Annotated in this window: 22 protein-coding genes; 9 read left to right on the top strand and 13 right to left on the bottom strand. The window is 67.1% G+C overall.

What is annotated here, in order from left to right:
- The first annotated feature begins 18 nt into the window (after window positions 1-18).
- Window positions 19-561 (top strand): DUF2061 domain-containing protein, encoded by a 543-nt coding sequence (locus tag ACP7CK_RS02610; protein WP_183195827.1) that lies wholly within the window; start codon window positions 19-21, stop codon window positions 559-561.
- A 25-nt stretch (window positions 562-586) separates the two neighbouring features.
- On the opposite strand, the gene ACP7CK_RS02605 is transcribed toward ACP7CK_RS02610, so the two are convergent.
- Window positions 587-1,297: an RlmE family RNA methyltransferase gene (locus tag ACP7CK_RS02605; protein ID WP_035305198.1), complete on the bottom strand. Its 711-nt coding sequence runs from the start codon at window positions 1,295-1,297 to the stop codon at window positions 587-589.
- A 72-nt stretch (window positions 1,298-1,369) separates the two neighbouring features.
- Here ACP7CK_RS02605 and ACP7CK_RS02600 point away from each other — a divergent pair, with 72 nt between their 5' ends.
- On the top strand, window positions 1,370-1,831 hold the full coding sequence (locus ACP7CK_RS02600) for a peptidylprolyl isomerase (protein ID WP_426025041.1): 462 nt from the start codon (window positions 1,370-1,372) through the stop codon (window positions 1,829-1,831).
- A 57-nt stretch (window positions 1,832-1,888) separates the two neighbouring features.
- Here the strand turns inward: ACP7CK_RS02600 and ACP7CK_RS02595 are convergent, their stop codons facing one another.
- The 6 genes from ACP7CK_RS02595 to ACP7CK_RS02570 all read right to left on the bottom strand — a co-directional run bounded on the left by ACP7CK_RS02595 (window position 1,889) and on the right by ACP7CK_RS02570 (window position 7,473).
- Window positions 1,889-2,365, bottom strand: a complete 477-nt coding sequence (locus ACP7CK_RS02595) for a hypothetical protein (protein ID WP_426025040.1) — start codon at window positions 2,363-2,365, stop codon at window positions 1,889-1,891.
- 15 nt (window positions 2,366-2,380) lie between these two features.
- The gene (locus ACP7CK_RS02590) at window positions 2,381-3,784 is read right to left on the bottom strand and encodes an MBOAT family O-acyltransferase (protein WP_426025039.1); all 1,404 of its coding nucleotides are present in this window, start codon (window positions 3,782-3,784) and stop codon (window positions 2,381-2,383) included.
- A complete protein-coding gene (locus ACP7CK_RS02585) occupies window positions 3,784-5,046 on the bottom strand; it encodes a GDSL-type esterase/lipase family protein (RefSeq protein ID WP_426025038.1) in 1,263 nt (420 codons plus the stop codon). Before ACP7CK_RS02585 ends, ACP7CK_RS02590 begins: the two co-directional genes overlap by 1 nt.
- 2 nt (window positions 5,047-5,048) lie before the next feature.
- The gene (locus ACP7CK_RS02580; protein ID WP_426025037.1) at window positions 5,049-5,933 is read right to left on the bottom strand and encodes a DUF459 domain-containing protein; all 885 of its coding nucleotides are present in this window, start codon (window positions 5,931-5,933) and stop codon (window positions 5,049-5,051) included.
- 90 nt (window positions 5,934-6,023) lie between these two features.
- Window positions 6,024-6,437, bottom strand: coding sequence for a DUF2177 family protein (locus tag ACP7CK_RS02575; protein ID WP_008260687.1), 414 nt, complete (start codon window positions 6,435-6,437; stop codon window positions 6,024-6,026).
- 10 nt (window positions 6,438-6,447) lie between these two features.
- Window positions 6,448-7,473 carry an SAM-dependent methyltransferase gene (locus tag ACP7CK_RS02570; RefSeq protein WP_426025036.1) on the bottom strand — a complete coding sequence of 342 codons (1,026 nt, stop codon included), beginning with the start codon at window positions 7,471-7,473 and terminating at the stop codon, window positions 6,448-6,450.
- Between the two features lie 151 nt (window positions 7,474-7,624).
- Between ACP7CK_RS02570 and ACP7CK_RS02565 the strand changes: the two genes are divergently transcribed.
- The 3 genes from ACP7CK_RS02565 (at window position 7,625) to ACP7CK_RS02555 (ending at window position 10,142) form a co-directional block, all read left to right on the top strand.
- Window positions 7,625-8,368, top strand: a complete 744-nt coding sequence (locus tag ACP7CK_RS02565) for a CoA transferase subunit A (RefSeq protein ID WP_426025035.1) — start codon at window positions 7,625-7,627, stop codon at window positions 8,366-8,368.
- Window positions 8,368-9,024: a 3-oxoacid CoA-transferase subunit B gene (locus ACP7CK_RS02560; RefSeq protein WP_008263071.1), complete on the top strand. Its 657-nt coding sequence runs from the start codon at window positions 8,368-8,370 to the stop codon at window positions 9,022-9,024. Before ACP7CK_RS02565 ends, ACP7CK_RS02560 begins: the two co-directional genes overlap by 1 nt.
- Window positions 9,025-9,185: 161 nt before the next feature.
- The gene (locus ACP7CK_RS02555) at window positions 9,186-10,142 is read left to right on the top strand and encodes a hypothetical protein (RefSeq protein ID WP_426025034.1); all 957 of its coding nucleotides are present in this window, start codon (window positions 9,186-9,188) and stop codon (window positions 10,140-10,142) included.
- A 15-nt stretch (window positions 10,143-10,157) separates the two neighbouring features.
- On the opposite strand, the gene ACP7CK_RS02550 is transcribed toward ACP7CK_RS02555, so the two are convergent.
- From ACP7CK_RS02550 to flgK, 6 genes are all read right to left on the bottom strand, one after another.
- Entirely contained in the window at window positions 10,158-10,808 is a 651-nt protein-coding gene (locus ACP7CK_RS02550) for an ABC-type transport auxiliary lipoprotein family protein (RefSeq protein ID WP_426025033.1), read from the bottom strand.
- Window positions 10,805-11,743 carry an MlaD family protein gene (locus ACP7CK_RS02545; protein ID WP_008262102.1) on the bottom strand — a complete coding sequence of 313 codons (939 nt, stop codon included), beginning with the start codon at window positions 11,741-11,743 and terminating at the stop codon, window positions 10,805-10,807. Before ACP7CK_RS02545 ends, ACP7CK_RS02550 begins: the two co-directional genes overlap by 4 nt.
- Before the next feature lie 12 nt (window positions 11,744-11,755).
- Window positions 11,756-12,565 (bottom strand): ABC transporter ATP-binding protein, encoded by an 810-nt coding sequence (locus ACP7CK_RS02540; RefSeq protein WP_008261119.1) that lies wholly within the window; start codon window positions 12,563-12,565, stop codon window positions 11,756-11,758.
- Window positions 12,562-13,680 (bottom strand): MlaE family ABC transporter permease, encoded by a 1,119-nt coding sequence (locus ACP7CK_RS02535; protein ID WP_035305225.1) that lies wholly within the window; start codon window positions 13,678-13,680, stop codon window positions 12,562-12,564. Before ACP7CK_RS02535 ends, ACP7CK_RS02540 begins: the two co-directional genes overlap by 4 nt.
- Window positions 13,681-14,124: 444 nt before the next feature.
- Window positions 14,125-15,090, bottom strand: coding sequence for a flagellin (locus ACP7CK_RS02530; RefSeq protein ID WP_008261892.1), 966 nt, complete (start codon window positions 15,088-15,090; stop codon window positions 14,125-14,127).
- Complete coding sequence (gene flgK, locus ACP7CK_RS02525; protein WP_426025032.1) at window positions 15,087-17,204, bottom strand: flagellar hook-associated protein FlgK; 2,118 nt, start codon at window positions 17,202-17,204, stop codon at window positions 15,087-15,089. The genes ACP7CK_RS02530 and flgK overlap by 4 nt, the downstream gene beginning before the upstream one ends.
- A 406-nt stretch (window positions 17,205-17,610) precedes the next feature.
- On the opposite strand from flgK, the gene ACP7CK_RS02520 reads away from it, so the two are divergent.
- From ACP7CK_RS02520 to ACP7CK_RS02505, 4 genes are all read left to right on the top strand, one after another.
- Window positions 17,611-19,584 (top strand): flagellar hook-length control protein FliK, encoded by a 1,974-nt coding sequence (locus tag ACP7CK_RS02520; protein ID WP_426025031.1) that lies wholly within the window; start codon window positions 17,611-17,613, stop codon window positions 19,582-19,584.
- 4 nt (window positions 19,585-19,588) lie between these two features.
- Window positions 19,589-20,305 (top strand): flagellar hook assembly protein FlgD, encoded by a 717-nt coding sequence (locus ACP7CK_RS02515; protein ID WP_426025030.1) that lies wholly within the window; start codon window positions 19,589-19,591, stop codon window positions 20,303-20,305.
- A gap of 46 nt (window positions 20,306-20,351) precedes the next feature.
- The gene (flgE, locus tag ACP7CK_RS02510; protein ID WP_426025029.1) at window positions 20,352-22,136 is read left to right on the top strand and encodes a flagellar hook protein FlgE; all 1,785 of its coding nucleotides are present in this window, start codon (window positions 20,352-20,354) and stop codon (window positions 22,134-22,136) included.
- Window positions 22,137-22,308: 172 nt separating this feature from the next.
- Complete coding sequence (locus ACP7CK_RS02505; RefSeq protein WP_026108337.1) at window positions 22,309-22,593, top strand: DUF1153 domain-containing protein; 285 nt, start codon at window positions 22,309-22,311, stop codon at window positions 22,591-22,593.
- Window positions 22,594-22,648 lie beyond the last annotated feature (55 nt).

Raw genomic sequence — 22,648 nt, 5'->3', positions numbered from 1 at the left:
AATGACCATTCTTGCAACATGGTCGGCGTCCTCCTCAGCACCGCGCGCAAACTGGCTCTGAAGATCGCCAGCTACGGCGTCATGCACCTTGTGGTGGCCGTTCTGGTGGCCTTCGCCATCACGCGCGACTGGCGTATCGCCCTGGCCGTCGGCATGGTCGAACCCTTCTTCCAGACCATCGCCTATTCGATCCACGACCGGGTCTGGCACCGGGTCGAACGCCGCCGCATGGCCTCCAACATCGAAGAGGCGGCCGAGGCCTTCACCGCCCGGCTCGACATCATGTCGCCGGACGAACAGACCCGCGTCCACGACCACCATGGCCACAGCCACGCCCTGCCCCGCTCGTTCAAACAGGTGGCGGTCAAGACCGTGACCTATGGCGTCATGCATTTCGCTGTCGCCGTGGCCGTGGCCTACGCCCTGACCCAGGACATCCGCACAGCCCTGGCCATCGGCACCATCGAGCCCCTGGTCCAGACGGTCTTCTTCACCGTCCACGACCGCATCTGGTCGCGCATCGAACAGCGCCGCGCCGGCCGGCAGCCGGCGACGGCCTGAGCCTCGGCGGCGCCGATTCTGGCGCCTACCGCTTGTTCAACGCCACCAGAAACACCTCGGCGCTGTCCTTCCGGCTGGAGGCCGGCTTGACGTATTTGACCGTCTCGAACTCCTCGCGCAGTCGCGCCAGAACCCCTCCGGCGTCGCCGCCCTGGAAGTTCTTGGACACGAAATTCCCGCCCGGCCGAAGGGTGCGGATGGCGAAGTCGGCGGCGATCTCGATCAGGGCGATGATCTTCAGGTGGTCGGTCTGGCGGTGGCCGACCGTATTGTGCGCCATGTCCGACAGCACCAGGTCCGGCGCCCCGCCGATGGCGTCGATCAGTTGCTGGTCCACGCCCGGATGTGTGAAATCGGCCTGCAACAAGGTCGAACCCGGAATCGGCTCGATCATCAGCAGGTCTACGCCCGCCACGGCGCCGGCTCCGCGATTGACCGCCACCTGGATCCAGCCGCCCGGCGCCGCGCCCAGGTCGATGACCTTCGAGCCACGCTTGATCAGGTGGAACTTGTCGTCGATCTCGATCAGCTTGAAGGCCGCGCGCGAACGCCAGCCCTCGGCCCGCGCCTTCTCGGACCATTTGTCGGCCAGCTGGCGTTTGATCCATTGCTGGCTCGACATCGACTTGGTGTCGGCCGTCTTCATTTTGGTGCCCATGCCGCGCCCGGCGGCGGTGCCGCCCGTGGGCGGTTTGACCATCCGGCGGCGTTCTTGGGGCTTTTCGTCTTCACTCATCGTTCCCACATAGCCCCGACCGGCGTTGCGGGCTATGTCCCGCCTCAAATCAACCCCAAGAGGACGACCGAAATGGCCGACACCCTGACCTTCACCCTGGACACCGGCGACGGCGAAGCCCGCGACGTGGTCATCAAGCTGCGCTCGGACCTGGCCCCTGGCCACGTCGAACGCATCACCGAACTGGCCTCGGAAGGCTTCTACGACGGCGTGGTCTTCCACCGCGTGATCGCCGGCTTCATGGCCCAAGGCGGCGACCCCACCGGCACCGGCACCTCCGGCTCCAAGAAGCCGAACCTGAAGGCCGAGTTCTCGGCCGAGCCGCACGTGCGCGGCGTCTGCTCGATGGCGCGCACCGCCGATCCCAACAGCGCCAACTCGCAGTTCTTCATCTGCCTGGACGACGCCACCTTCCTGGACCGCCAGTACACGGTCTGGGGTGAAGTCGAATCCGGCATGGAACACGTCGACGCCCTGCCCAAGGGCGAGCCGCCCCGCGCGCCGGGCAAGATCGTCAAGGCGACGGTCAACTAAGACTCTCCACCCTCGAAACCGTATCGGCTCGGCCGATGCGGTTTCGAGGCCTGCGGTCTAGGAGCGATCCTCGGCCGCGCCGTCGAACTGAACCGCCTGGGCGTCGCGCCAAGCGTCACGCAAGCCGTCCACCGGCAGGTTCGCGCCCAGCAGGGCCAGTTGATCGACCCACACCGTCGCCAGTTTGTCGACTGTGGACTGGCCCCAGCCCGGCGGCTGCTGACGCGCCCAGTTCTGCAAAGACTCCGCATTGAAGATCATCAGGAAGGCGCAGGCCACGAACAGGGTCTGGCTGGTCCACCGCCGCGCCCGCGACGCCTCGCCTTCTTCGTCCAAAGCCGGCGCCGGCGGAAAGGCGAACCGGCCCAGGGCGACCAGGGCGTTCTCGCGCGTCGGCAGGTCGTGGGCGTCGGCGGCGCCGATCCAGTCGCTGGACGGATCAGCCGCCACCGGTTCGTCCAGCGGCGGAAACGGCGACACCGGCGGATGCGCCTGTGTCGGGAAGGGATCGATCGGGTCCTTGGGATCGCTCATCGTCGGATCAACGCCTCAGAACTGGAAATAGATGAAGGGCGCCACGCCCTCGGGTCGCATCGCCTCGACCAGCAGTATGGCCGCCCCGATCAGCACCCCGAGCGTCGGCGACGGCGCCGTCTTCAGCCGTTCCGCCAGCCCCTCGACCGCGCGCGGCGGCAGCCAGTGCATCGCCAACCCGCCGACGATCAGAACCAGCACGAAGGGCGTCACCAGGCTGAAACCCTCGAACCGCCCCAGGCCGGCCAGCATCTGCATCGCCAGGTCAAAGGTCTCGGCCCGGAACAGGATCCATCCCAGACAGACGACGTGGAAGGTGATCAGGACGCCCAGCCAGGTGGGGATGACCTTGCGGTCCTTGACCAACGCGCGCCCTAAACGCTCGACGACCTGCGCACCGCCGTGCAGCGCGCCCCAGGCCACGAAGGTCCAGGCCGCCCCGTGCCACAGCCCGCCCAGCAGCATGGTGATCATCACATTGAGGCACGACGACCACAGCCCTTTGCGCCCCCCGCCCAGCGGCACATACAGATAGTCGCGCAGCCAGCTGGACAGGCTGATATGCCACCGCCGCCAGAAGGCCTGCATCGAGGCCGCCCGATAAGGCTGGTCGAAGTTGCGCGGGAAGGAATAGCCCAGCAGGGCTGCGATCCCGATGGCCATGTCCGAATAGGCCGAGAAGTCGCAGTAGATCTGGACCGCATAGGCATAGACCGCCGCCGCTATGTCGATCGCCCCATAGGCCGAGGGATCGAAGAAGACCGGATCCACCAGCCGCGTCGCCAGCTCGGACGCGATCACCGTCTTCTTGAACAGGCCCCAGACGATCAGCAACAGCCCATGGGTCGCCATCTCGCGTGTCAGCCGCGGCACCCGCGCGAACTGGGGCAACAGGTCCGACGCCCGCACGATGGGCCCCGCCACCAGGTGCGGGAAGAAGCTCATCAGCAGCATGACGTCCAGCAGGCTCTCGGCCGGCGCCGTCTTGCCGCGATAGACGTCGACCACATAGCTGACGCCCTGGAAGGTGAAGAAGCTGATCCCGACCGGCAGCACTACCTGCAACAGCGGCAGGTCCCGCTCCCAACCGAATTGGGCAAGCAGATCAACAGCCTGCTCGACGAAGAAGCCGTAATACTTGAAGAAGCCCAGGATAGTCAGATTGGCCGCGACGCCTAGGCCGACCCACAGTTTGCGCCGTCCCGCCCGGTCGCTGCGCACGATCAGGGCCGCCACGCCCCAGTTCAGCACGGCCGAGGCGATCAGCAGCCCCACGAACCGCCAGTCCCACTGGGCGTAGAAGAACCAGCTGGCCAGCAGCAGGAACAGTTTGCGCCGCCCGTTCTCCCGATCCAGGCTCCAACTGACCAGATAGACGAACAGGAAGAAGACCGCGAAGGCCAGGGTCGGAAACAGCATCAGTCCGCCTCCCCCTTCGCCGCCTTCCAGCGGTCATGGGCCCCAATCAGATCCTCGCTCAGGACCCCGCCGATCCATTCCGCCCCGATGGAGGTGAAATGCACCCGGTCGGGCCGCATATAGGGTTCGGGCAGGGTCGCCAGCCGCTCCGCCGAACAGTCGCCCCCCATACGTCCGTACCAGTCCCAGAAGGCGACGCCCGTCTCGCCCGCGACCCGACGCTGCACATCCCGGACCACGGCCAGCGACGCCGGGGCCGCGGGTGATCCGTCCGCCCCGCATCCACCCGCCATGCCTGACTTGAGCCCCTCCGGTGCCCCCAGGATCAGCAGCGACGCCCCCGGAACCAGCCGCCGCAGCCGCTCGATCTGGCCCCGCAGCAGGCCAGCGTAGGCCTCGGACTCCACCCCTTCAAATCCATCATTGACGCCAAAGGCCAGGATGATCAGCGACGGCCGCCACGCCTCCAGCTCCGCCGCGACCACGGCCTGATCCCGCGCCGCCAGATCCCGCAACTTCGCCCCGATCACACCCAGGTTCGACACCACCACGCCCGGCCCGCTCCGCTCGATCCAGACATCGTGCAGGGCCACAGCGCCTTTCGGGCTCAGCCTGATGGAAGTCGTCACAGCGCCCAGCCGCAGGCTCCGACACAGGGGCGCCGCCTCGGTCGCGCGGAACTCCGCCTCGACCGTCTCATCCGGCGTCGTCGCCGTGATCCGTCCCGCCTGCGGCCCGCTGTCGCCGCACAGCCCCACGATGTCGAAGGCCGCGCCCGGCTCGGCGGTCAGGCTCAGCACCGCCCCCTCGCCCGCCTCCGACCGCGCCCCGCTCAGCCCCGCCCTCAGGGTCGCCGCCCCGTCCGGCCCCGTCAGGGGTGCGACCGATATGGGCCAGTCGCGCGCCGTCACCTCGACCTGCATCGGCCCATAGCCGGCATAGGGCACGCCCGGCGGCAACACCCCGCGCCCGCCCGCTCCGAACCGGGCCTGCAACCGTGCGCGCAGGGCGCCCGTGATCCGATCCCCGGCCGTATGGCTGTCGCCGATCTGAAGAATATGGACCGGCCGCTCGCCCTGGCCGATCTCCGCCGCCTGCAAGGCCTCGAACACCCCCTCCAGCGCCTCGACGCCGCAAATCCCCTCGGCACAGACTGAGGCCCCCGGCGCCGGCGCCGGCGCGGGCATGGGCGCATAGGGGACCTCGGTCCCGCTCTGCATCCCCAGCATCAGCACCGCCGCCCCCACGGCCCCCAGGCTCATGGTCAGCCGGTCGTCTGCGGCCGGGCCGCCGCCGCATCGAGCCCCGAGTCGCGCTTCAGCCGCTCCACGACCGGCGCGCCCATGCGGCGATAGCCGGCCATGGTCATGTGGATCCCGTCATTGGCCCGCATCAGCTGCGGTCGCCCGTTGGCGCCGGGCAGATAGGCCGCATATTCGCCCGCCGCATCGGCGGTGACGCCGGTCGTCTCGATCAGGGGCACGCCCAGGGCCGCCATCCGCTCGCGCACCACGCCGTTGATCACCGCCATCTTCGCGTCGAACCCGGCCCGTTTCATCTTCGGCAGACCGACCCAGTAGACGGCCACGTCCCTGGACCGCAGCAGGCCGACCAGATCGTCGATCCGCTTCCCATAGGCCGCCTTCCAGCCCGGCGTGCCGAAATCATGGATCACCCCGTCCAGGCTGATGCCCTGGGCGTCATTGGTCCCGAACATCACCACCGCCGCATCGACCGGCGTCTCGCTCAACTGCCGCGCCGTCTTGGCCTGGATGTCCACATAGTCGTAGCGCGACAGGCCGGTGGAGACCGCGCTGAACTGGGTCACAGTGACCCCCTTCTCGCCATGCAGATCACGGTACAGGGCGGCCCAGAGGCCGTCCGCCATCGAATCGCCGAACACGCCGATCCTCAGTTCGCCCTGCGCGAGCCGCGCCTTCAACGGCGTCACTGCGGCCTTCGCGACTGGCGCCGGCGCCGGGCTCTCGACCGGACTGGCGACCGACGGCGGACTGGCCGAGGCGTTGGCGGTTCCGCCCAGCATCAGGGTCGGATGGCGCAGCCAACCGCGCCCGTCCGGCGTCAGCATCAGGCCGATCACGACCCCGATGACCAGGGCCGCCGTCAATCCGTTGATGCCTGCGCGCAAGACCGCCCCCGTCGAAAACAGGGTTAGCTATAGCTTAACGACCCCGCCCTGCGCCATGCCGGTCCCGTGTCAGGCGAAACGACAGCGACCTCAGCCGAACCGCCCCTCGGCCCAGCGCGCGGCGAAATAGCCGCCGGTGGCCGAGATCGTGGTCAGAACCGTCCCCCAGATCAGGTCGATCACCGTCAGCTTGGTCTGCCAAATCTCCAGCGTCGCCTGATTGGTCAGGTCATAGGTGGCGTAGGCGACGAAGCCCAGCGCCGCCCCGTTGATCGCCGCCCGCGTCCAGCTTCCGTCCTTCAGGGCCGGGGCGATGGCCAGGAAGACCGTCCCGGCGATGGAGATCAGATAGAACAGCACCGCCGCCCTCATGTCCGGCTTATCGGCCAGGATCGGCCCCAGCACCGGCTTGTAGAACCGGTCGGTCATGGTGGTCAGCCAGACGGCGTCGATCACCGCAAAGGTGATCCCGGCGCCCAGATAGGCGAAGACATATTTGATCACGACAAGCTCCTCAGACGGGTTTCAGGCGATAGTGGCTGACCGCCCAGGTGCGGCCCTCGTCGTTGCCGAACAGACCGGCGGTCGCCAGGTAGAAACGCCGCCAGCGCCGGGTCCAAAGCCTGGCGTCGTCCCCATAGGTCTCGCGCATCAGCACGGCGATCCGCGCGGCGTTGCGATCCATATTGGCCAGCCAGTCGTTGGCGGTGCGGGCGTAGTGGCCGCCGTTCCAGGTCCACTCCTGCTCGACCGCGAAAAGGTCAGGGAACTGCCGGATCAGACCGTGGCTGGGCATGATGCCGCCGGTGAAGAAATGCTGGGCGATGAAGTCGCCGCTGTCGGTGTGATCGAACCGATAGGGGGCGTCGCGGTGGGTGAAGACATGGATGAACATCCGCCCTTCCGGCTTCAGCCAGGACCGGGCCTTGGTCAGCAGGGCCCGCCAGTTGGCCATATGTTCGAACATCTCGACCGAGACGATCCGGTCGAACCTCTGGTCGGTGTCGAACAGGTTCATGTCCTGGGTCACGACCATCAGATTGCTCAGCCCCCGCGCCCTGGCCTGGGCCTCGATATGGCCCCGCTGGCCGTGGCTGTTCGACACCGCCGTGATCCGCGCCCGGGGATAGGTCTCGGCCATCCACAGAGACAGCGAGCCCCAGCCGCAGCCCATTTCCAGAATGGTCTGACCGTCCGCCAGATCGGCATGGGCGCAGGTCTCCAGCAGGGCCGCGACCTCAGCCTGGTCCAGCGTCTCCGTTCCCGTCGGATAGAGGCAGCAGGAGTATTTCAACCGCTCGCCCAGGCACAGGCGGAAGAACTCGGGCGGCAGTTCGTAGTGCTGCCGGTTCGCCGCATCCGCATGTTCGGCGATGACCCGCTCGGCCATCTCGCGCGCAAACGCCGCCGGGTCATGGGGACCGTCGCGATCCAGGCGCCGACGCGCCTCCGTGACCAGACTGTCGATCGCCGGGCGGGTCACGAAGTCGGGAAAGGGCGCGTCCTGCAGCTGGCGAATGGCGACATTGGTCAGGTTCATGCAGGCGCTCCCGTCAGATCACGAGGGATACGCTTTGGGGCGACATTCGGATGCGACGCGATTGCCGCCGCGACCGCTTGCCCGCAAGATCGCTTCCGGACTATGAGCGGAAGACGCCGCGATATTCATCAGACGGTGAAAAGGGAGAGCGATGGGAAAGATCTATGCTGACGTCACGTCCGCGCTGGAGGGCCTGACCTTCGACGGCATGACGGTCATGTCCGGCGGCTTCGGCCTGTGCGGCATCCCCGAGAACCTGATCGCCGCCCTGCGCGACAGCGGCGTCAAGGGGCTGACGGTCATCTCCAACAACGCCGGGGTCGACGGCTTCGGCCTGGGCCAGCTGCTCGGCACCCGCCAGATCGCCAAGATGATCTCGTCCTACGTCGGCGAGAACAAGGAGTTCGAGCGCCAGTATCTGGCCGGCGAACTGGAGCTGGAGTTCAACCCGCAAGGGACCCTGGCCGAACGTATCCGTGCCGGCGGCGCCGGCATCCCGGCCTTCTTCACCGCCACCGGCGTCGGCACCCTGGTCGCCGAGGGCAAGGAGGTTCGCGAGTTCGACGGCCGCAAATACGTGATGGAGACCGGCCTGATCGCCGACCTGTCCATCGTCAAGGCGTGGAAGGCCGACGAGCGCGGCAACCTGGTTTTCCGCAAGACCGCCCGCAACTTCAACCCGATGATGGCCACCGCCGGCAAGGTCACCGTCGTCGAGGTCGAGGAGATCGTCCCCGTCGGCTCGCTCGATCCCGACCACATCCACACGCCGGGCGTCTATGTCGACCGCCTGATCCAAACCGTGTCCGAGAAGCGCATCGAACAGCGCACCGTCCGTCCCCGCGCGACGGCGGGCTCAAGTAGCGAAGCGGTAGCCCGCAAGGAGCAAGCATAATGCCCCGTACCCGCGAACAACTGGCCGAACGCGCCGCCCAGGAGCTTCAGGACGGCTTCTACGTCAATCTGGGCATCGGCATCCCGACCCTGGTCGCCAACTACATCCCCGCCGGCATGACCGTGACCCTGCAATCCGAGAACGGCATGCTGGGCATGGGCCCCTTCCCCTATGAGGGCGACGAGGACCCCGACCTGATCAACGCCGGGAAACAGACGATCACCGAGATCCCCGAGTCGTCCTACTTCAGCAGCGCCGACAGTTTCGCCATGATCCGCGGCGGCCACATCAACCTGTCCATCCTGGGCGCCATGGAAGTGGCCCAGAACGGCGACATCGCCAACTGGATGATCCCCGGCAAGCTGGTGAAGGGCATGGGCGGGGCCATGGACCTGGTCGCCGGCGTCAAGCGCGTGGTCGTGGTCATGGAACACGCCAACAAGCACGGCCAGTCCAAGGTGCTGAAAGCCTGCACTCTTCCCCTGACCGGCACGGGCGTGGTCAGCCGCATCATCACCGACCTGGCCACCTTCGACGTAAAGCCGGACGGCGCAGGCCTGGAGCTGATCGAACTCGCCGACGGCGTCACCCTGGACGAGGTCGCCGCCAAGACCGAGGCCGCCTACACGGTGTCGCAGGGACTGAAGGCGGCCTGATCTTCGGCCGTTCCGGGGTCGCCCAATCGAACCTTGTTGGGTGATGACACGCCCGCTAGTGTCGATGACCCGCAGGTCCTTCGTGACCTCCGGGTGCGACCCCGGGCGCCCGCTCCCGGCACCCGACGCCTCCAGGGGCCAGAACAGGCGACCTCCGTCCCATGGCGACTTCGCTCCAGGCTCGGCCCGCAGAGACCAACGTCGCCGCCTCGCCGGAAGCCCCGCTCGACCTCGGCGCCCGTCTGATGGCGCGCCAGCCGGGCGACCGCCGCTTCGGCGCCCCGATCCACGCCTGGTACCCCGTGCGCGCCGCTCGGACCCGCACCGCCACGCGGGCTCAGCTCCACGGCGAATGGATCGACCTGCCGGCCACGGTGGCCCCGGACGCCGTCCAGACGACGGCCTGCGGCTGTTGGCGACTGATCAACCGCCTGGGACTGATCTGGGCCTGCCCCGCCGGCGCCGTCGCCCCGCCCGACCTGCCGTCACCGCCCGAGGCGCCCCTCGCCCTGATCGCCTACTCCAAGGCCCCCGCGCACGCCGACTATGACCAGGCGGTCCTGGGTCTGCTGGACCCGGCCCATGTGCCGATGATCCATAACGCCTGGTGGTGGCGCAGCCAGGCGCGACGCACCAAGACCAAGAGCTACAGCCCCTCGCCCTTCGGCTTCACGGCCGTCGCGGCGGACGCCTTCGCCTCCACCCCCGCCTATGATCTGGTGTCCGAAGACCGCAGGGTCAGCATCGAGTTCCGCCTGCCGTCGATCCGGCTGGAGCGCGTCACGGCCCGCGGGTTCGAGCTGATCAACCTGACCACCGTCACGCCCCAGGCGGAAGGCGACGTCGTGATCCGCAACCTGATCCTCTGCTCGGTCGCCGCCCTGCGGTTCGGCAGCCCGCTGCTGTCGGCCTGGGGCCGAACCTTCCTGCGTCAGGACGTGGCCATACTGGAGCGGCTCGAGGGCCGCAGCCCGCATCTGCCGCTGGTCTTCGCCGGCGACCCGGACCGCCCGTCCGCCTTCTACTTCGCGTCCAAGGCCGCCCTGCTCCGCGCGCAGCGCGACGACGCCCCCTACAGGAACCCGGTCGAAGCCGAGTCCCTCCAGTGGGTCACCTGAGCCGGGCCCCAGCCCTCACTTCGCCGACTGAATCGTCCAGTCGGCGATCTGGGTGTTGATGTCCCGCGTCGCCGTGTCGAAGGCGGCGACGATGGCCGAGATCCGGTTCTCACCCGCCGGCTGGGTCACAGTGAAGACCCGCTCCACCGACCGCCCCTGTTCGGGACGGATCGCCGCATCCCCGCCGGTGCGCCGCTCGGGCGCCGAACGCAGCTGGGCGCGAGCGGTGATCACCACGTCCGGCGTCGCCCCCGGCGCGGCGTAGCGCGCCTCGAACGTCGTCACCGTGACCTGCAGCACCAGCGGCGGCGTGCCGGGTTCGCGTCGGCCCAGGACGCGAATCTGGTCGGCCCGATTGGCGAAGGCCGCCTTCAGGCTGTCGTCGAACAGGGTCGCGGCGGGCGACACCCAGCGCGCGCCGCCGATATAGGCGGTTTCGGTCCCCGTAACGCCCAGGATCCGGTCGTCGCCGGTTGCTTCCGGGAACTCGATCCGGCGGATCGACACCGACAGGGGGGCGGGCGTGTCGCCCTCGGCCGAAGGGGCGTCCAGCGGCAGGCCGAACCGGTAGTTCTGCACCGGGTCCGGCGTGGACAGCAGCGAACAGCCGCCCAGCGAGACAACGACGCCCGCGACGGCGCCCAGTTGCACCAGGGAACGGATCACGGCTGCACCTCCAGCTCTTTCGATTGCGGTTTCCCGATGAAGTCGCGCGGGCTGGCGCGGACGTCGTCGATCAGGGCCTGCAGCGACCGGGTCGCCTCCTGCAGTTCCTCAATGGTTCCACTCAGTTGCGGCAGGCTGGACGTCGCGAAGTCGCCCAGCGGTCGTTCCAGCCCGGTGATCGAGCGGTTGGCCGAGGCGATGGCCGTGCGGGCCTCCGCCGTCGCCTGGTTGATGTTGGCGATGGCTTCGCGGCCGTCGGTATTGACGACGGCGCGCATGTCGGCCGCCAGCCCCTGATACTCAAGGATGGTGGCGTTGGCGTTCTTCACCGCCGCCTCCAGCTCGGCGAAGATGGCCTTGCGGGCCTCCAGCTCGGTCGTCAGGGCCTCGACGTTCTTCACGCTGGTCGAGAAGCTGCGGATATTGTCGTCGGACATGACGCGGTTGATGCGGTTCAGCGCATCCACCGTCTGGGCAAGCACCGTGCCCGAGCCGCTCAGAAGCTCGGCGATCGGCGACGGCTGGCTTTGCAGCACCGGCACCACATTGTCCGGATACTGGTCCTTCAGCAGGGCGCTGTTGGGCGAGCCGGCGGTGATCTGGATATAGTTCAGGCCTGTGATGCCCTGCGGCTCCAGCTGGGCGCGCGAGGTCACGCGCACCGGCGTCGTACCGTCCACGCGAACCCGGGCGATGACCTGGTCGCCGCGCTTGGTGTCGATGTTCAGGTCGGTCACCTCGCCGACGCGGATGCCGTTGAAATGCACCTCGCCGCCTTCCGACAGGCCATTGACCGGCCCATAGAAGACGATGTCGTACAGGTCATAGTCGCTGTTGAACTGCAGTCGGGCCAGCCAGATGGTGAACACCGCCAGCGCCGCCATAAGGCAGACGGTGGCGATTCCGACGGCGGCGTAGTGTGCGTCTCGTTCCATACTCGGCTCTCCTCAGGCCGCGGTCTTGGTAGCTGCGCGACCGCGCGGCCCCAGGAAGTATTCCTTGATCCACGGATGGTCGGAGCGTTCCAGCTCCTGCACCGTGGCCTTTTCGACGACCCGTTTGTCCGCCAGCACCGCCACCTCGTCGCAGATGGCGTACAGGCTATCGAGGTCGTGTGTGATCATGAAGACGGACAGGCCCAGATCGTCGGCCAACTGCCGGATCAATTCGTCGAAGGCCGCCGCCCCGATGGGGTCCAGGCCCGCCGTCGGTTCGTCCAGGAAGACCAGTTCGGGATCCAGCGCCAGGGCCCGCGCCAGACCGGCCCGTTTCTTCATCCCGCCCGACAGCTCCGCCGGCTTCAGATGATGATGCTCCGGTTTCAGACCGACCATGGCGATCTTCAGCTCGGCCAGTTCGTACATCACCGACTTGGGCAGTTTGGTATGTTCGACCAGGGGCGCCGCCACGTTCTCGAGAACGGTAAGGGATGAGAACAGCGCCCCCTGCTGGAACAGGATGCCGGTGCGCTTCTCGATATCCGCCGCCTGATCGTCCGTCAGGGTGGCGCGGTCGTAGCCCAGCACCTTGACCGACCCGCCCTCGGGCTCCTTCAGGCCGATGATGGTGTTCAGCAGCACGGTCTTGCCCGCGCCCGATCCCCCGACCACCCCCAGGACCTCGCCCCGTTTCAGGTCCAGGTCCAGGTTCTCGTGAATGGTCCGGTCGCCGAACTGGCTCAGCAGGCCGCGCACCTCGATCAGGTTCTCGGCCGGCTTGTCTTCCGGCGCGGCGGCCGCCGCCGTCGCGTCGGTCATATGTCCAGCTCCAGGAACATCAGGGCGAAGACCGCGTCCAGCAGGATGATGGCGAAGATCGCCTGCACCACCGCCGCCGTCACCCGCCGGCCCAGGCTCTCGACATCCCCGGCCACCGACATCCCCTGACGACAGCCGATGGCGGCGATCACCAGGGCGAAGACCGGCGCCTTCACCAGGCCGACCATCATGTGCTGGGCCATGCTCCCGTCTTCGACCAACCGCTGGAAGAAGAAGGCCGGCCCCAGGTTCAGGGAACTCCAGCACACGATCAGACCGCCCAGCAGGCCGCCGATCATGCCCATGAAGGTCAACAACGGCAGCATCAGCACCAGGGCCGCCAAGCGCGGCACCACCAGGGCCTGGAACGGATTGACGCCCATCACCTGCATGGCGTCGACCTCCTGGTTCATCCGCATGGACCCGATCTCGGCTGCAAAGGCCGAGGCCGACCGCCCCGCCAGCAGGACCGAGGCGATCACCACCGCGAACTCGCGGAACATGGCCACGCCGATCAGCTGGACCGCGAAGACCTGGGCGCCGAAGTCGGTCAGCAGGTCCACGCCGATGAAGGCCACGACTGCGCCGATGAAGAAGTTCGTCACCATCACGATGGGGATGGCGTCCAGACCTGCCCGCTCGGCCTGGCTGACCCAGGCGGGCCAGCGGATGCCGCCCGGATTTTTGGCGGCCTCGACCACGGCCTCCATCAGACGTCCCAGGAAGGCCAGGGACAGCATGGCCTCGGCCCCGAAATCATAGACGCCCCGCCCGATCTTGGCGAAGGCGCGGGTAAAGGCGCCTGGCTGCTTCGGCGGAGGCGAGCTCTTGCGCTCCAGGGCCTCGATCATCGTGTAGATGCGGCCCGCCTCAGGCCGCTCCGTCCACGCCGACTTGGGCACGCCGCAATGCGACGCCTGCACCAGGGCCAGGGCGCCGGCCGTGTCGAAACGGCCCAGGTCGCGGGTGTCCACGCTTTCGATCTTGCGGCCGTCAAGATCCTTGCCGAGCCGTTGCGGCAAACGGCCCAGGGCCGTCGTCGTCCAGTCGCCGACCAGGCGCAGCTTCGCCGTCCCGTCGCCGGCGTCCGTGATTTCGTAATCGGTCTGGCTCATCGCGCCCCGGAAGTCAGAACGGGCATCAAGCGACTTCCCAACCTATGAAGGGGACCGCCGAAAACCCGACACGCCTCATGGTCAAGCCCAAGAGGGAAGTCAACGCGCGATGACATTTGCACGGCGCTTTCCTTTCGCACTGTGTCGGACCTGCGTCCCCCATAGGATATTCCCCACCGCCACGCTGGCGCTACAACGGCAACGCCGCCAGAGCGGATTCGTTCGTTCTTCAACCGACAAGGCGTCGCGCGGCGGTCAGATCCTCGACGAGGGCCCGTTGCGTCTCGGCCTGGGCGGCCCTGGGCAGTCGCAGCAGATAGGCCGGGTGGACCGTCAGCATTCCGACTGATCCTTCGTCCAGGCCAGGGCCCGCCCCCTTTCCATGGTCACCGCCGGCTCATGCAGAATGGAACGCCTCGGGAATCAGGGAGGCTGGAGCTCGGACTATCGCAGCAGATCCAGCAGCGACGTGCTGCGCAGCGAATTGATCACCTGCGCCGAGGCCTGGATCGCCACCTGCGCCATCTGCAGGTCGGTCACGGCCTGGGCCGGGTCATAGCCCGTCTTTTTCAGCATCATCTTGTCGAGCGCGATCTTCTGGGATTCGTGCGCTTCGAGGGCGGATTCGACGTGGTTCTGCACCAGACCATTCTTGGCGTTCTGGTTGGTCACGCCCTGATTGGCCTTGTCGAGTTGGGTCATCTGGGCGTTCAGGAAGGCCGTGACGCCCGCCCCCGGCTGGCCCGTCAGGGTGCCGACGCCCGTGGGCGTATAGGTCACGCCGTCGATGATCACCGGCGTGCCGTTCTGATAGGCCTGCATGTTGCGGAACACCTCGGTCAGGGGGCCGCCGATTTCGTCCGCGAGGAAGCCGGTCTCGACCATGGTGTTCTCGTCGATGCGCGACTTCTGCTTCAGGCTGTCGTTCGCAAAGGTCGAGGCGGTCGAGGGGGCGGCGGCCAGATCGGCCATGGTCTTGGCCGTCGCCGGCGCGACGTCGCCACGCCCGCCGGAGAACAGATAGGAGCCCTGATGCTCGGCGTTCAACCCGCCCTGGACGTTCTGGTAGTGCAGACCCAGTTCGGTCATCAGATTGGTGATGCTGCCGGCGGCCAGCCCATTGGCGATGGCCTCGCGGGCGCCCGTGCCGGCTTCGTAGATCCGGCCCATGGCCAGGTCCTGGGCGCTGAGCCGGGCGGCCGCGCTCTCGCCGGCGCCGATGAACCCTTCCAGCCGGGCCTGGGTCGAGGTCAGACTGGTCAGCTGTTCCGCGCCCCGGCCATAGCCGGCCATGTCGGTGGCGATCTTTTCGCTGCCCATCCGCTCCTGCGCCAATTCGGCGCGACTCTGGGCCGTCATCAGATTCAGGAGGGCGGACTGATAGTTTCCGGCGGTGGCGACACGCGTCATTTCAGCATCCCGATCAGGGTGTCGTACATGTCCTTGCTCGCCTGGATCAGGCGGGCAGAGGCGTTATAGGCTTGCTGGAAGGTGGTCATATTGACCAGTTCCTCGTCCATGTTGACGCCTTCGGCCGAGGCGCGACGACTGTCGGCCTCCTGTGACAGGGCCGTCGCCGTCTCGCTGCGCGTCTTGGCCGCCGAGGCCTTGCCGCCGATGTCGCCGGCGAAGTCCGCCGCATAGGACGACAGGGTCTTGGTTCCGCCGCTGTTGCCGCCGGCGGAGGCGAAATTGACGTTCTTCTTGCCCGCGTCCGCCAGCAGAAGTCCGCCGCGACCGTCGTTCTTGCTCAAGGCTGGCGTTCCGGCGGCGGCCGACAGGTTCAACTGGGCCAGGGCCAGCTTGGCCGGGTCCTGCTGGATGTCGCTGCGGACGCTGTAGGCCCCCGCCCGCGTCGCGCCCGTACCGCCCAGACCGAACAGCTGCGACATGGACACGCCGGACGGATCCTGGGTCGTGCCGTCCTTGACCACGCTCATGGTGGTGGCGCTGGCGTCATAGGCCTTGAAACTCAATGCGCCCGAGGCGTTCAGGCTGAAGGCGCCGAACTGCCCCACGCCCGCGACCGGATCGTTCAGCGCGGACAGCAGTTCGCCCATGGTCCCGGTCCCGGCGGGGACCGCCACCGTGACGTCCCGCAGTCTCGCGCCGGACTCGCTGCCGAAGCGGAAGGTCAGGCTCTCGCCCGCATCGAAACCGTGCTGAGATGTCAGGCTCAGACCGGTTTCATAGAAGGTCGGCGTCTTGGTGCTGACCAGGTCGTTCAGCCCGAACCAGTGCGAGAAGCCTCGACCGCCCTTGCTGCTCGGCGTCGTCGCATCGTCGGCGATGGCGATTCCGTTTCCGGCCTGGCCCTCGATCCGCAATTGTCCATCGGAGAAGCCGACCGTCGCCGTCCCCCCCAGTTGGGCGTTGACCGTCGCCAGGAAGGTCGTAGGATCGGCGGCCACCCCGTTGACCGTCATGGTCGCGCCGGAGAAGACGATCTCGGCCGAACCCTGGATCACGCCTGCGCTGTTCACCGTCGTGATCGTGGTCTTGCCGGTAAAGCCGGTCAGGGCGTTCGTCAGCGACTGGCCGGTGTTTCGTCCGGTCAGACTGGTCGGCGCGGGCACGGCGCTGTTGGCGTTGTGGGCCCGGTTCAGTTCGTCGGCCATCTTGGCCGTCAGTTCGCCCAGACGGGCGGCGGCGGCCGGGGCGTCGATGTCGCGCAGTTCGACCAGCCCGCGGATCTCGCCCGACGACACCCCGTCCAGCAGCGGCCAGCGCGTGCCGTTCGGTTCGGTGATCATGATGTCGGAGAAGGCCGTCGTCGCGTCCACCGTCCCCGCCGCCTTGTAGGACAGGGTCGCATTTCCTTCGCCGACCAGGGTCGTGCCCGTCCCGGTCCGCAAGGTCACGCCCCCATTGGCCCGGCCCTCCACCTTGACGTCCATATATTTGGACAGTTGGTCGATCAGCGTCTGTTGGGCGTTCTGTGCGCCCGTCACATCCTGGTTGATGGCCGTTCCGGCGGCGATCGTCTTGTTGAGCTTGGCGATCTGTTCCAGCAGCGGATTGATCGTCTCGACCGCGTTCTGAAGCCGCCCGTCGGCTTCCTGGCGCGCCGCCTGGATCTGGGTGGCGATGCCTGCGGCCTCATTGAACAAGGCCTGGGTCTTGTAGATCGTGTCCTGGCGCGCGGCGGAAGAGGTGGGGCTTTCGCCCAGGGTCGCATAGCTGGCGAACAGCTTGTCTATGTCCGCGAAGAAACCGCCGTCGCCGCTGGGATCGCCGAACCGGGTCTGGATCTGGTCGTACAGTTCATACCGCACGGTCTCGCGCGCCGCGTCCGCATTGGCGCTCATCCCCGCAGCCTGCAGGAACCGATCGGTCGCCAGCCGAACCCGCGCGATATCGACGCCGGCGCCATAGCCCTGGGTTACGGCCGCCGTCTGATCGACGGTCTTGCGCACATAGCCCGGCGTATGGACGTTGGCGATATTGTCCGACGTCACGCGCAACTGGGCCTGGGCCGTCTGGAGGCCCGAGGTCGCGATATTCATGATCGACGTCAGCGACATGGACCGGCTCCCCTCGCCCCACCCGGCAAGCCCTGCCCTGCCATGCGCAGATCTTGCCCGGCCACGCGCCGCCGCCGCTCAACCAGAGCGTTGTTTTTAAACGACATCGCGGATCGCGCAGTCTTCATGGTCCGCAAGGTGCGCAAGCGTCGGGCCAACATGTCCGTCGCGACATGACGGAGGCCTGAGGACGTCGATTTCGATCCAGACGCGACGCATTCCAAGCCGGGCAAAAAAGGGGCGAACGCACGGCAAGAAAGGCCCACGCCCGATGGCCGGCCTTTGGCGAGTTCCGCTTTTTCCCTTTTAAATCAATGAATATGCAACTGGCCCGCCCCTTGCGACGGGCTGTTGGAAGAACCAGGCGCAGCAGGCGCCGCCCAGCCCTGAAGGTCGCCTGCCTCTCATGCCGTCCGCATTCGCCATGTTCGCCTCCGCGCCTCCGGCCTCCGCCGGATCGGCCGCTGCTGCGCCGGGCGCCACGGACAGCGAGACCGCCAGCCTGTTCTCCTCGAACCTGGCCGACGCCATACAGGGCGTAAAAGCAGACGCCGCAAAGGCCGAAGCTGCACATCGGACGCCGGGCCGCCTCTCGCTCCCGGTGATCTCCAGCCCGGAGATGGAAGCGGCCGGGACGTCCGACGCCTCTCCCGCCCTGGCGGAAGCGGTGGACGTCGCACCTGACGCCTTGATCGCCGGTGAAGCGCCGACCTCAGACGCCGCGCCTGACACCGAACAGACGGATACGCCCGTCGCACCTTCCGACCTCGCGGCTGCGCCTCAACCTCCTCTCCCGCAGTCGGCTCCTGTGGCCGCTCCCATTGTTACGCCGACCACAGCGTCCGAACCCTCGCTTGAAACAGCGGCTGCCGAGGACGCAAGCGTTGGCCAGGCGACAGCGGTCCTTGAACAGGGCGCCGCGGCAGGCGTGACCGTTGAGCCCTCCGCTCAGCAGAACGCGACGGCCGCGACCGAAACCGCATTGGTCGAGGCAAGGCCTGCCCCATCGCCGATCCCGGACGCCCCCGCGCAGACCCCGATCAACGGCTCGGCAGAAACCTCCGCGCACGAACAGAGCCCCGCCCCGAATCACGAAACGGCTGCGGCGGCGCCCGTCGCCCCTGATGTCGACCAGACACTCGCCGGTCTGGCCGCGCAGCAAGTCCACGCCGCTGCGTCATCTCCGCCCGTCGCCAAAGACGACGTGACGACAAAGGCGCCTTTGCCGGAATCGGGGATGACGGGACAGGCTTCGGCTGACGTAAAGAACGCTTCAGCCTCGGCCCCCGACAAATCGGCCGTGGCGGCCGACGCCTCTATCGTGAAGCCGGCCGAAAAGGCGGCGACAAAGCCGGTCTCCGAACCCGTTCAATCCGCCGGCGCCAGCGCCGTTTCTCCCAAAATCGAGACCGCCGCGCCGAAGATGGACGTGAAGGTCTCGATCCAATCGGCCAACCTCGCGGCGCAACCCGTCCAGACGGTCGCGGTAATCTCGAGCCTGGCGGTCGCCGAAGCGGTTCAGGCCATAGACGCCAAAGTCGAGGTCCCAACGGAACCGTCCGACACAGGGTCCGCGCCGGTCATCGCGACATCGCAACCGACTGAAAGCGCGCCCGCCAAGGCGGCGACGACGCCCGTGACGAACGCCGCCCAACCCAACCCGGCCTCGACCAAGCCCGCGCCCGCGCCCGCCGAGGCGAGCCAAGGTCAGAACGTGGCGCAACCCGCGCTCGGCGACCACATCGCCATGGCGGACGCAACGCCGCCCCCCGCCCAGAACGCCGCCTCGACCGAAGCCGCGCCGACCGGGACCGTTCCGGTCCTCGATGCGGCCATGACGTCGCTTGACCCGGCCACGCCTGTCGATGGCGCCACGGAGGCCCGCGCGCTCGATGCGGCGACGACCACGACCCAGACGACCAGCCCCTCGTCCCTGTCGCGCGCCACCGTCGAGACGACGGCCCATCTCGCCGCCCAGATCGCCCGCAAGCTTGAGGGACGCTCCACCCGCTTCGACATGGTGCTGACGCCAGAGGATCTGGGTCGGGTGGACGTAAGCCTGGAGATCGGCGCCGACGGCCGGCTCGCCGCACGCCTGGCCTTCGACAATCCGGCCGCCGCCGCCGAATTGCGCGGCCGCGCCGACGAACTGCGTCGCCAGCTTCAGGACGCCGGTTTCCAGCTCGCCAGCGACTCGCTCGATTTCACCCAACGCGACACCTCGTCCGGCGGCGGTTTCGACCGCCAGCAGCAGCAGCACCAGAGCCTGTTCGCACGCGGCGCGCGCCTGACCGCCCAGGCCGACCTTTCCATTGCGCAGCCCCAGGGCGCCTGGACCAACCATTCCCAGACGCGCGACCGCGTCGATGTGAGGGTCTGACCCCATGGCCACCGCCGTTTCCTCCGTCGACGCCGCCGGCCGCCTGAACAGCGGCACGACGATGCTGGCCTCGAACTTCGAGACCTTCCTGACCCTGCTGACCACGCAGATGAAGAACCAGGATCCGTTGTCGCCGCTCGATTCCAACGAGTTCACCGCCCAACTGACCCAGATGGCCGGTGTGGAGCAGCAACTGCTGACCAACGACCTGCTGACCAGCCTGGTCGCGGCTCAGTCGGGCAATCTGAACAACGCCGCCGCCTATATCGGCAAGGAAGTGACCGCGGCCTGGTCGGCCACGACGCTGAAGGACGGCAAGGCGGACTGGAACTACGAACTGGCGTCTGACGCCGCCGCCGCCACGCTGAAGGTCCTGGACAGCAAGGGCCAGGTCGTCTGGGAAGGTCCGGCGCCCGACAAGTCCGAAGGACTTCACTCCTTCACCTGGGACGGCAAGACGACCGGCGGCGAAGTCCTGACGGAAGGCGTCTATACGCTGAAGGTCTCGGCGATGGACTCCAAGAACGCCAACGTCGCCAGCCAGGCTCTGACCCAGGGCCGGGTCAAGGGCGTCGAAATGTATAATGGCGAACCGTACCTGGTGGTCGGCGAGACCATACTCCCCCTCTCGACCGTGATCTCTCTGAACGAGATCGCCGACAAACCGAGCAACGACGATACGGAGAATCCGGACGTCCCGACCGAGGAGGCGGCCGCATGATGCGCTCCGCCGCCTTCCCGATGAATTCCATTCAAGGAGCGTCTTCATGAGCTTGAACAGCGCAATGCTGGCCGGCGTGTCCGGCCTGGCCGCCAACTCCGCCGCCCTGGCGGCGATCTCGCAGAACATCGCCAACGTCAACACCGTCGGCTACAAACGCTCGCAGGGCGAGTTCCAGACCCTGGTCAACAGCCAGACCCGCGCCGGCGGTTCCTATTCGGCGGGCGGCGTGATGGCCAACACCCGGTCCTTCGTCAGCCAGGAAGGCCAGCTCCAGCGCACGACCTCCAGCACGGATCTCGCCGTCAGTGGACAGGGCTTTTTCGTCACCACGACCCAGGCCGAAAACGTCGGCGCCACGGACACCCGCCTGTTCACCCGCGCCGGCGCCTTCCGCGTCGACAACCTGGGCTATCTGAAGAACAGCGCCGGCCTTTACCTGCAGGGCTGGCCGGTGGATTCCAACGGCGACATCTCGACCGACCCGTCCGATCTGTCGCGTCTGCGCTCGATCAATATCGGCCAGGTCGGCGGCACGGCGGAACCTACGACCCGCGTCCAGGTCAACGCCAACCTGCGTTCGACCCAGATCGTATCCAGCGCGGCGGCCCCCAGTCGCTACAATGGGGTGAACGACGCCGCCACACCGCCGGTGGAACACGACTTGGACATCTCCTACGTCCGCAAAGGAGCCAACACTTACGAGGTGACGATCAAGACGGGCATCACCAGCATCACCGGCACGGCGACCTATTCGGGCGCCGGGGCATTGACGAGCTTCGCCCCCATCGCCGCCGCCAACTCCAACGGATCTGCCACGGCCACGGCGACGGCCATCACCATCACCCCGACCAGCGGCGCCGCAGCGACGCCCGGCACGCCCTTCGCCATCAACTTCGCCGACATCGGCATGGCGACCGACGGCATCGCCAAAACCAAGTATGACCCCTCGACCAATTCGATGGCGATGTACAACGCCGACGACGACAACCCGGTCGGCGTCAAGCCCGACTTCAAGATGAACATCCCGGTGTCGGATTCGAAGGGCGGCCAGCGCAATCTGGAAATCCGCTTCTTGAAGAGCAACAAGGCCAACGAATGGTACGCTGAAATCGTCTCGGTTCCCGCCGAGGACGTCGTCACCGGCGCACCCTATAACAACGGACAGATCAAGACTGGCCTGATCGCCTTCACGCCCTCCGGCCGTCTCGACATCGAGAAGATGCAGTCCTGGACGCCGGGCATCGGCCTGTTTGACGATCCCGAGCAGGCGACCCTTAGTTTCTTGGAATCCGATCCGACCAACACCATCGACCCTGCGGATACGAACGACAACGGCAAGGTCAAATGGGCCGACGGCCTGGGCATCGCGGCCCAGACGGTCACACTGGATCTGAACACCTCCGCCGGCGGTCTCAGCCAGCTGAACACCGCCTCGGTGGTGCAATCGACCATCACCAACGGCACCGCCTTCGGCAACCTCAGCGAAATCACCATCGACGAGGGCGGCTTCGTGACGGCCATCTTCGACAATGGCGTCATGCGTCGTATCGCCCAGGTCGCCATCGCCACCTTCCCCAGCCCCGACAGCCTGAAGGAAGCGTCCGGCAACGCCTACGCCGTCAGCCTGGAGAGCGGCACCTTCAACCTGAAGGCGGCCGGAACCGGCGGCGCCGGCACGATCGCAGCCCAGCAGCTGGAATCCTCCACCGTCGATCTGTCGGCCGAATTCACCGGCCTGATCACCACCCAGCGGGCCTATTCCGCCTCGTCAAAGATCATCACCACGGCGGACGAAATGCTCGCCGAACTGATCAACATCAAACGCTGATCGGCGAGTAAGTAAGCGTTAGTCTCAATGAATCGTCGTTCAAGCAAGGTTTACAAAATCGTTTGGGGAGGGACGGGTTTTATCAGTTCCTTCACCACGACCCTTAAACCGACCTTAGCGGGGGTGGCCTACATTCATGACACTACGGTGTTGGTGAAAGAGGCATAAGCCCATGTTGCAAGAGCGACGCCTGAATAGCAAAGGCGAACAATACGTGGTCGGACCGACTGGCACGCCCCTGACCCTGAACGATCTGCCGCCGTCCAATACGGATCGGTGGGTGATCCGCCGCAAGGCCGAGGTCGTCGCCGCCGTTCGCGGCGGTCTGCTGAGTCTTGACGACGCCCTGGCGAAGTACCGCCTGACGGCGGAAGAATTCCTCGCCTGGCAGAAGGCCATCGACAAATGGGGCATGCAGGGTCTGCGCACGACGCGGATCCAGAGCTACCGCTCCTAAGGGTTCCCCCCGAAGACGACGAGGGCCGCATCCGGCGACGGGTGCGGCCCTTGTC

The sequence above is a fragment of the Brevundimonas sp. TSRC1-1 genome (assembly GCF_049898245.1).
Taxonomy (GTDB): Bacteria; Pseudomonadota; Alphaproteobacteria; order Caulobacterales; family Caulobacteraceae; genus Brevundimonas; species Brevundimonas mediterranea_A.
This window is presented reverse-complemented; position numbering and strand designations above follow the sequence as displayed.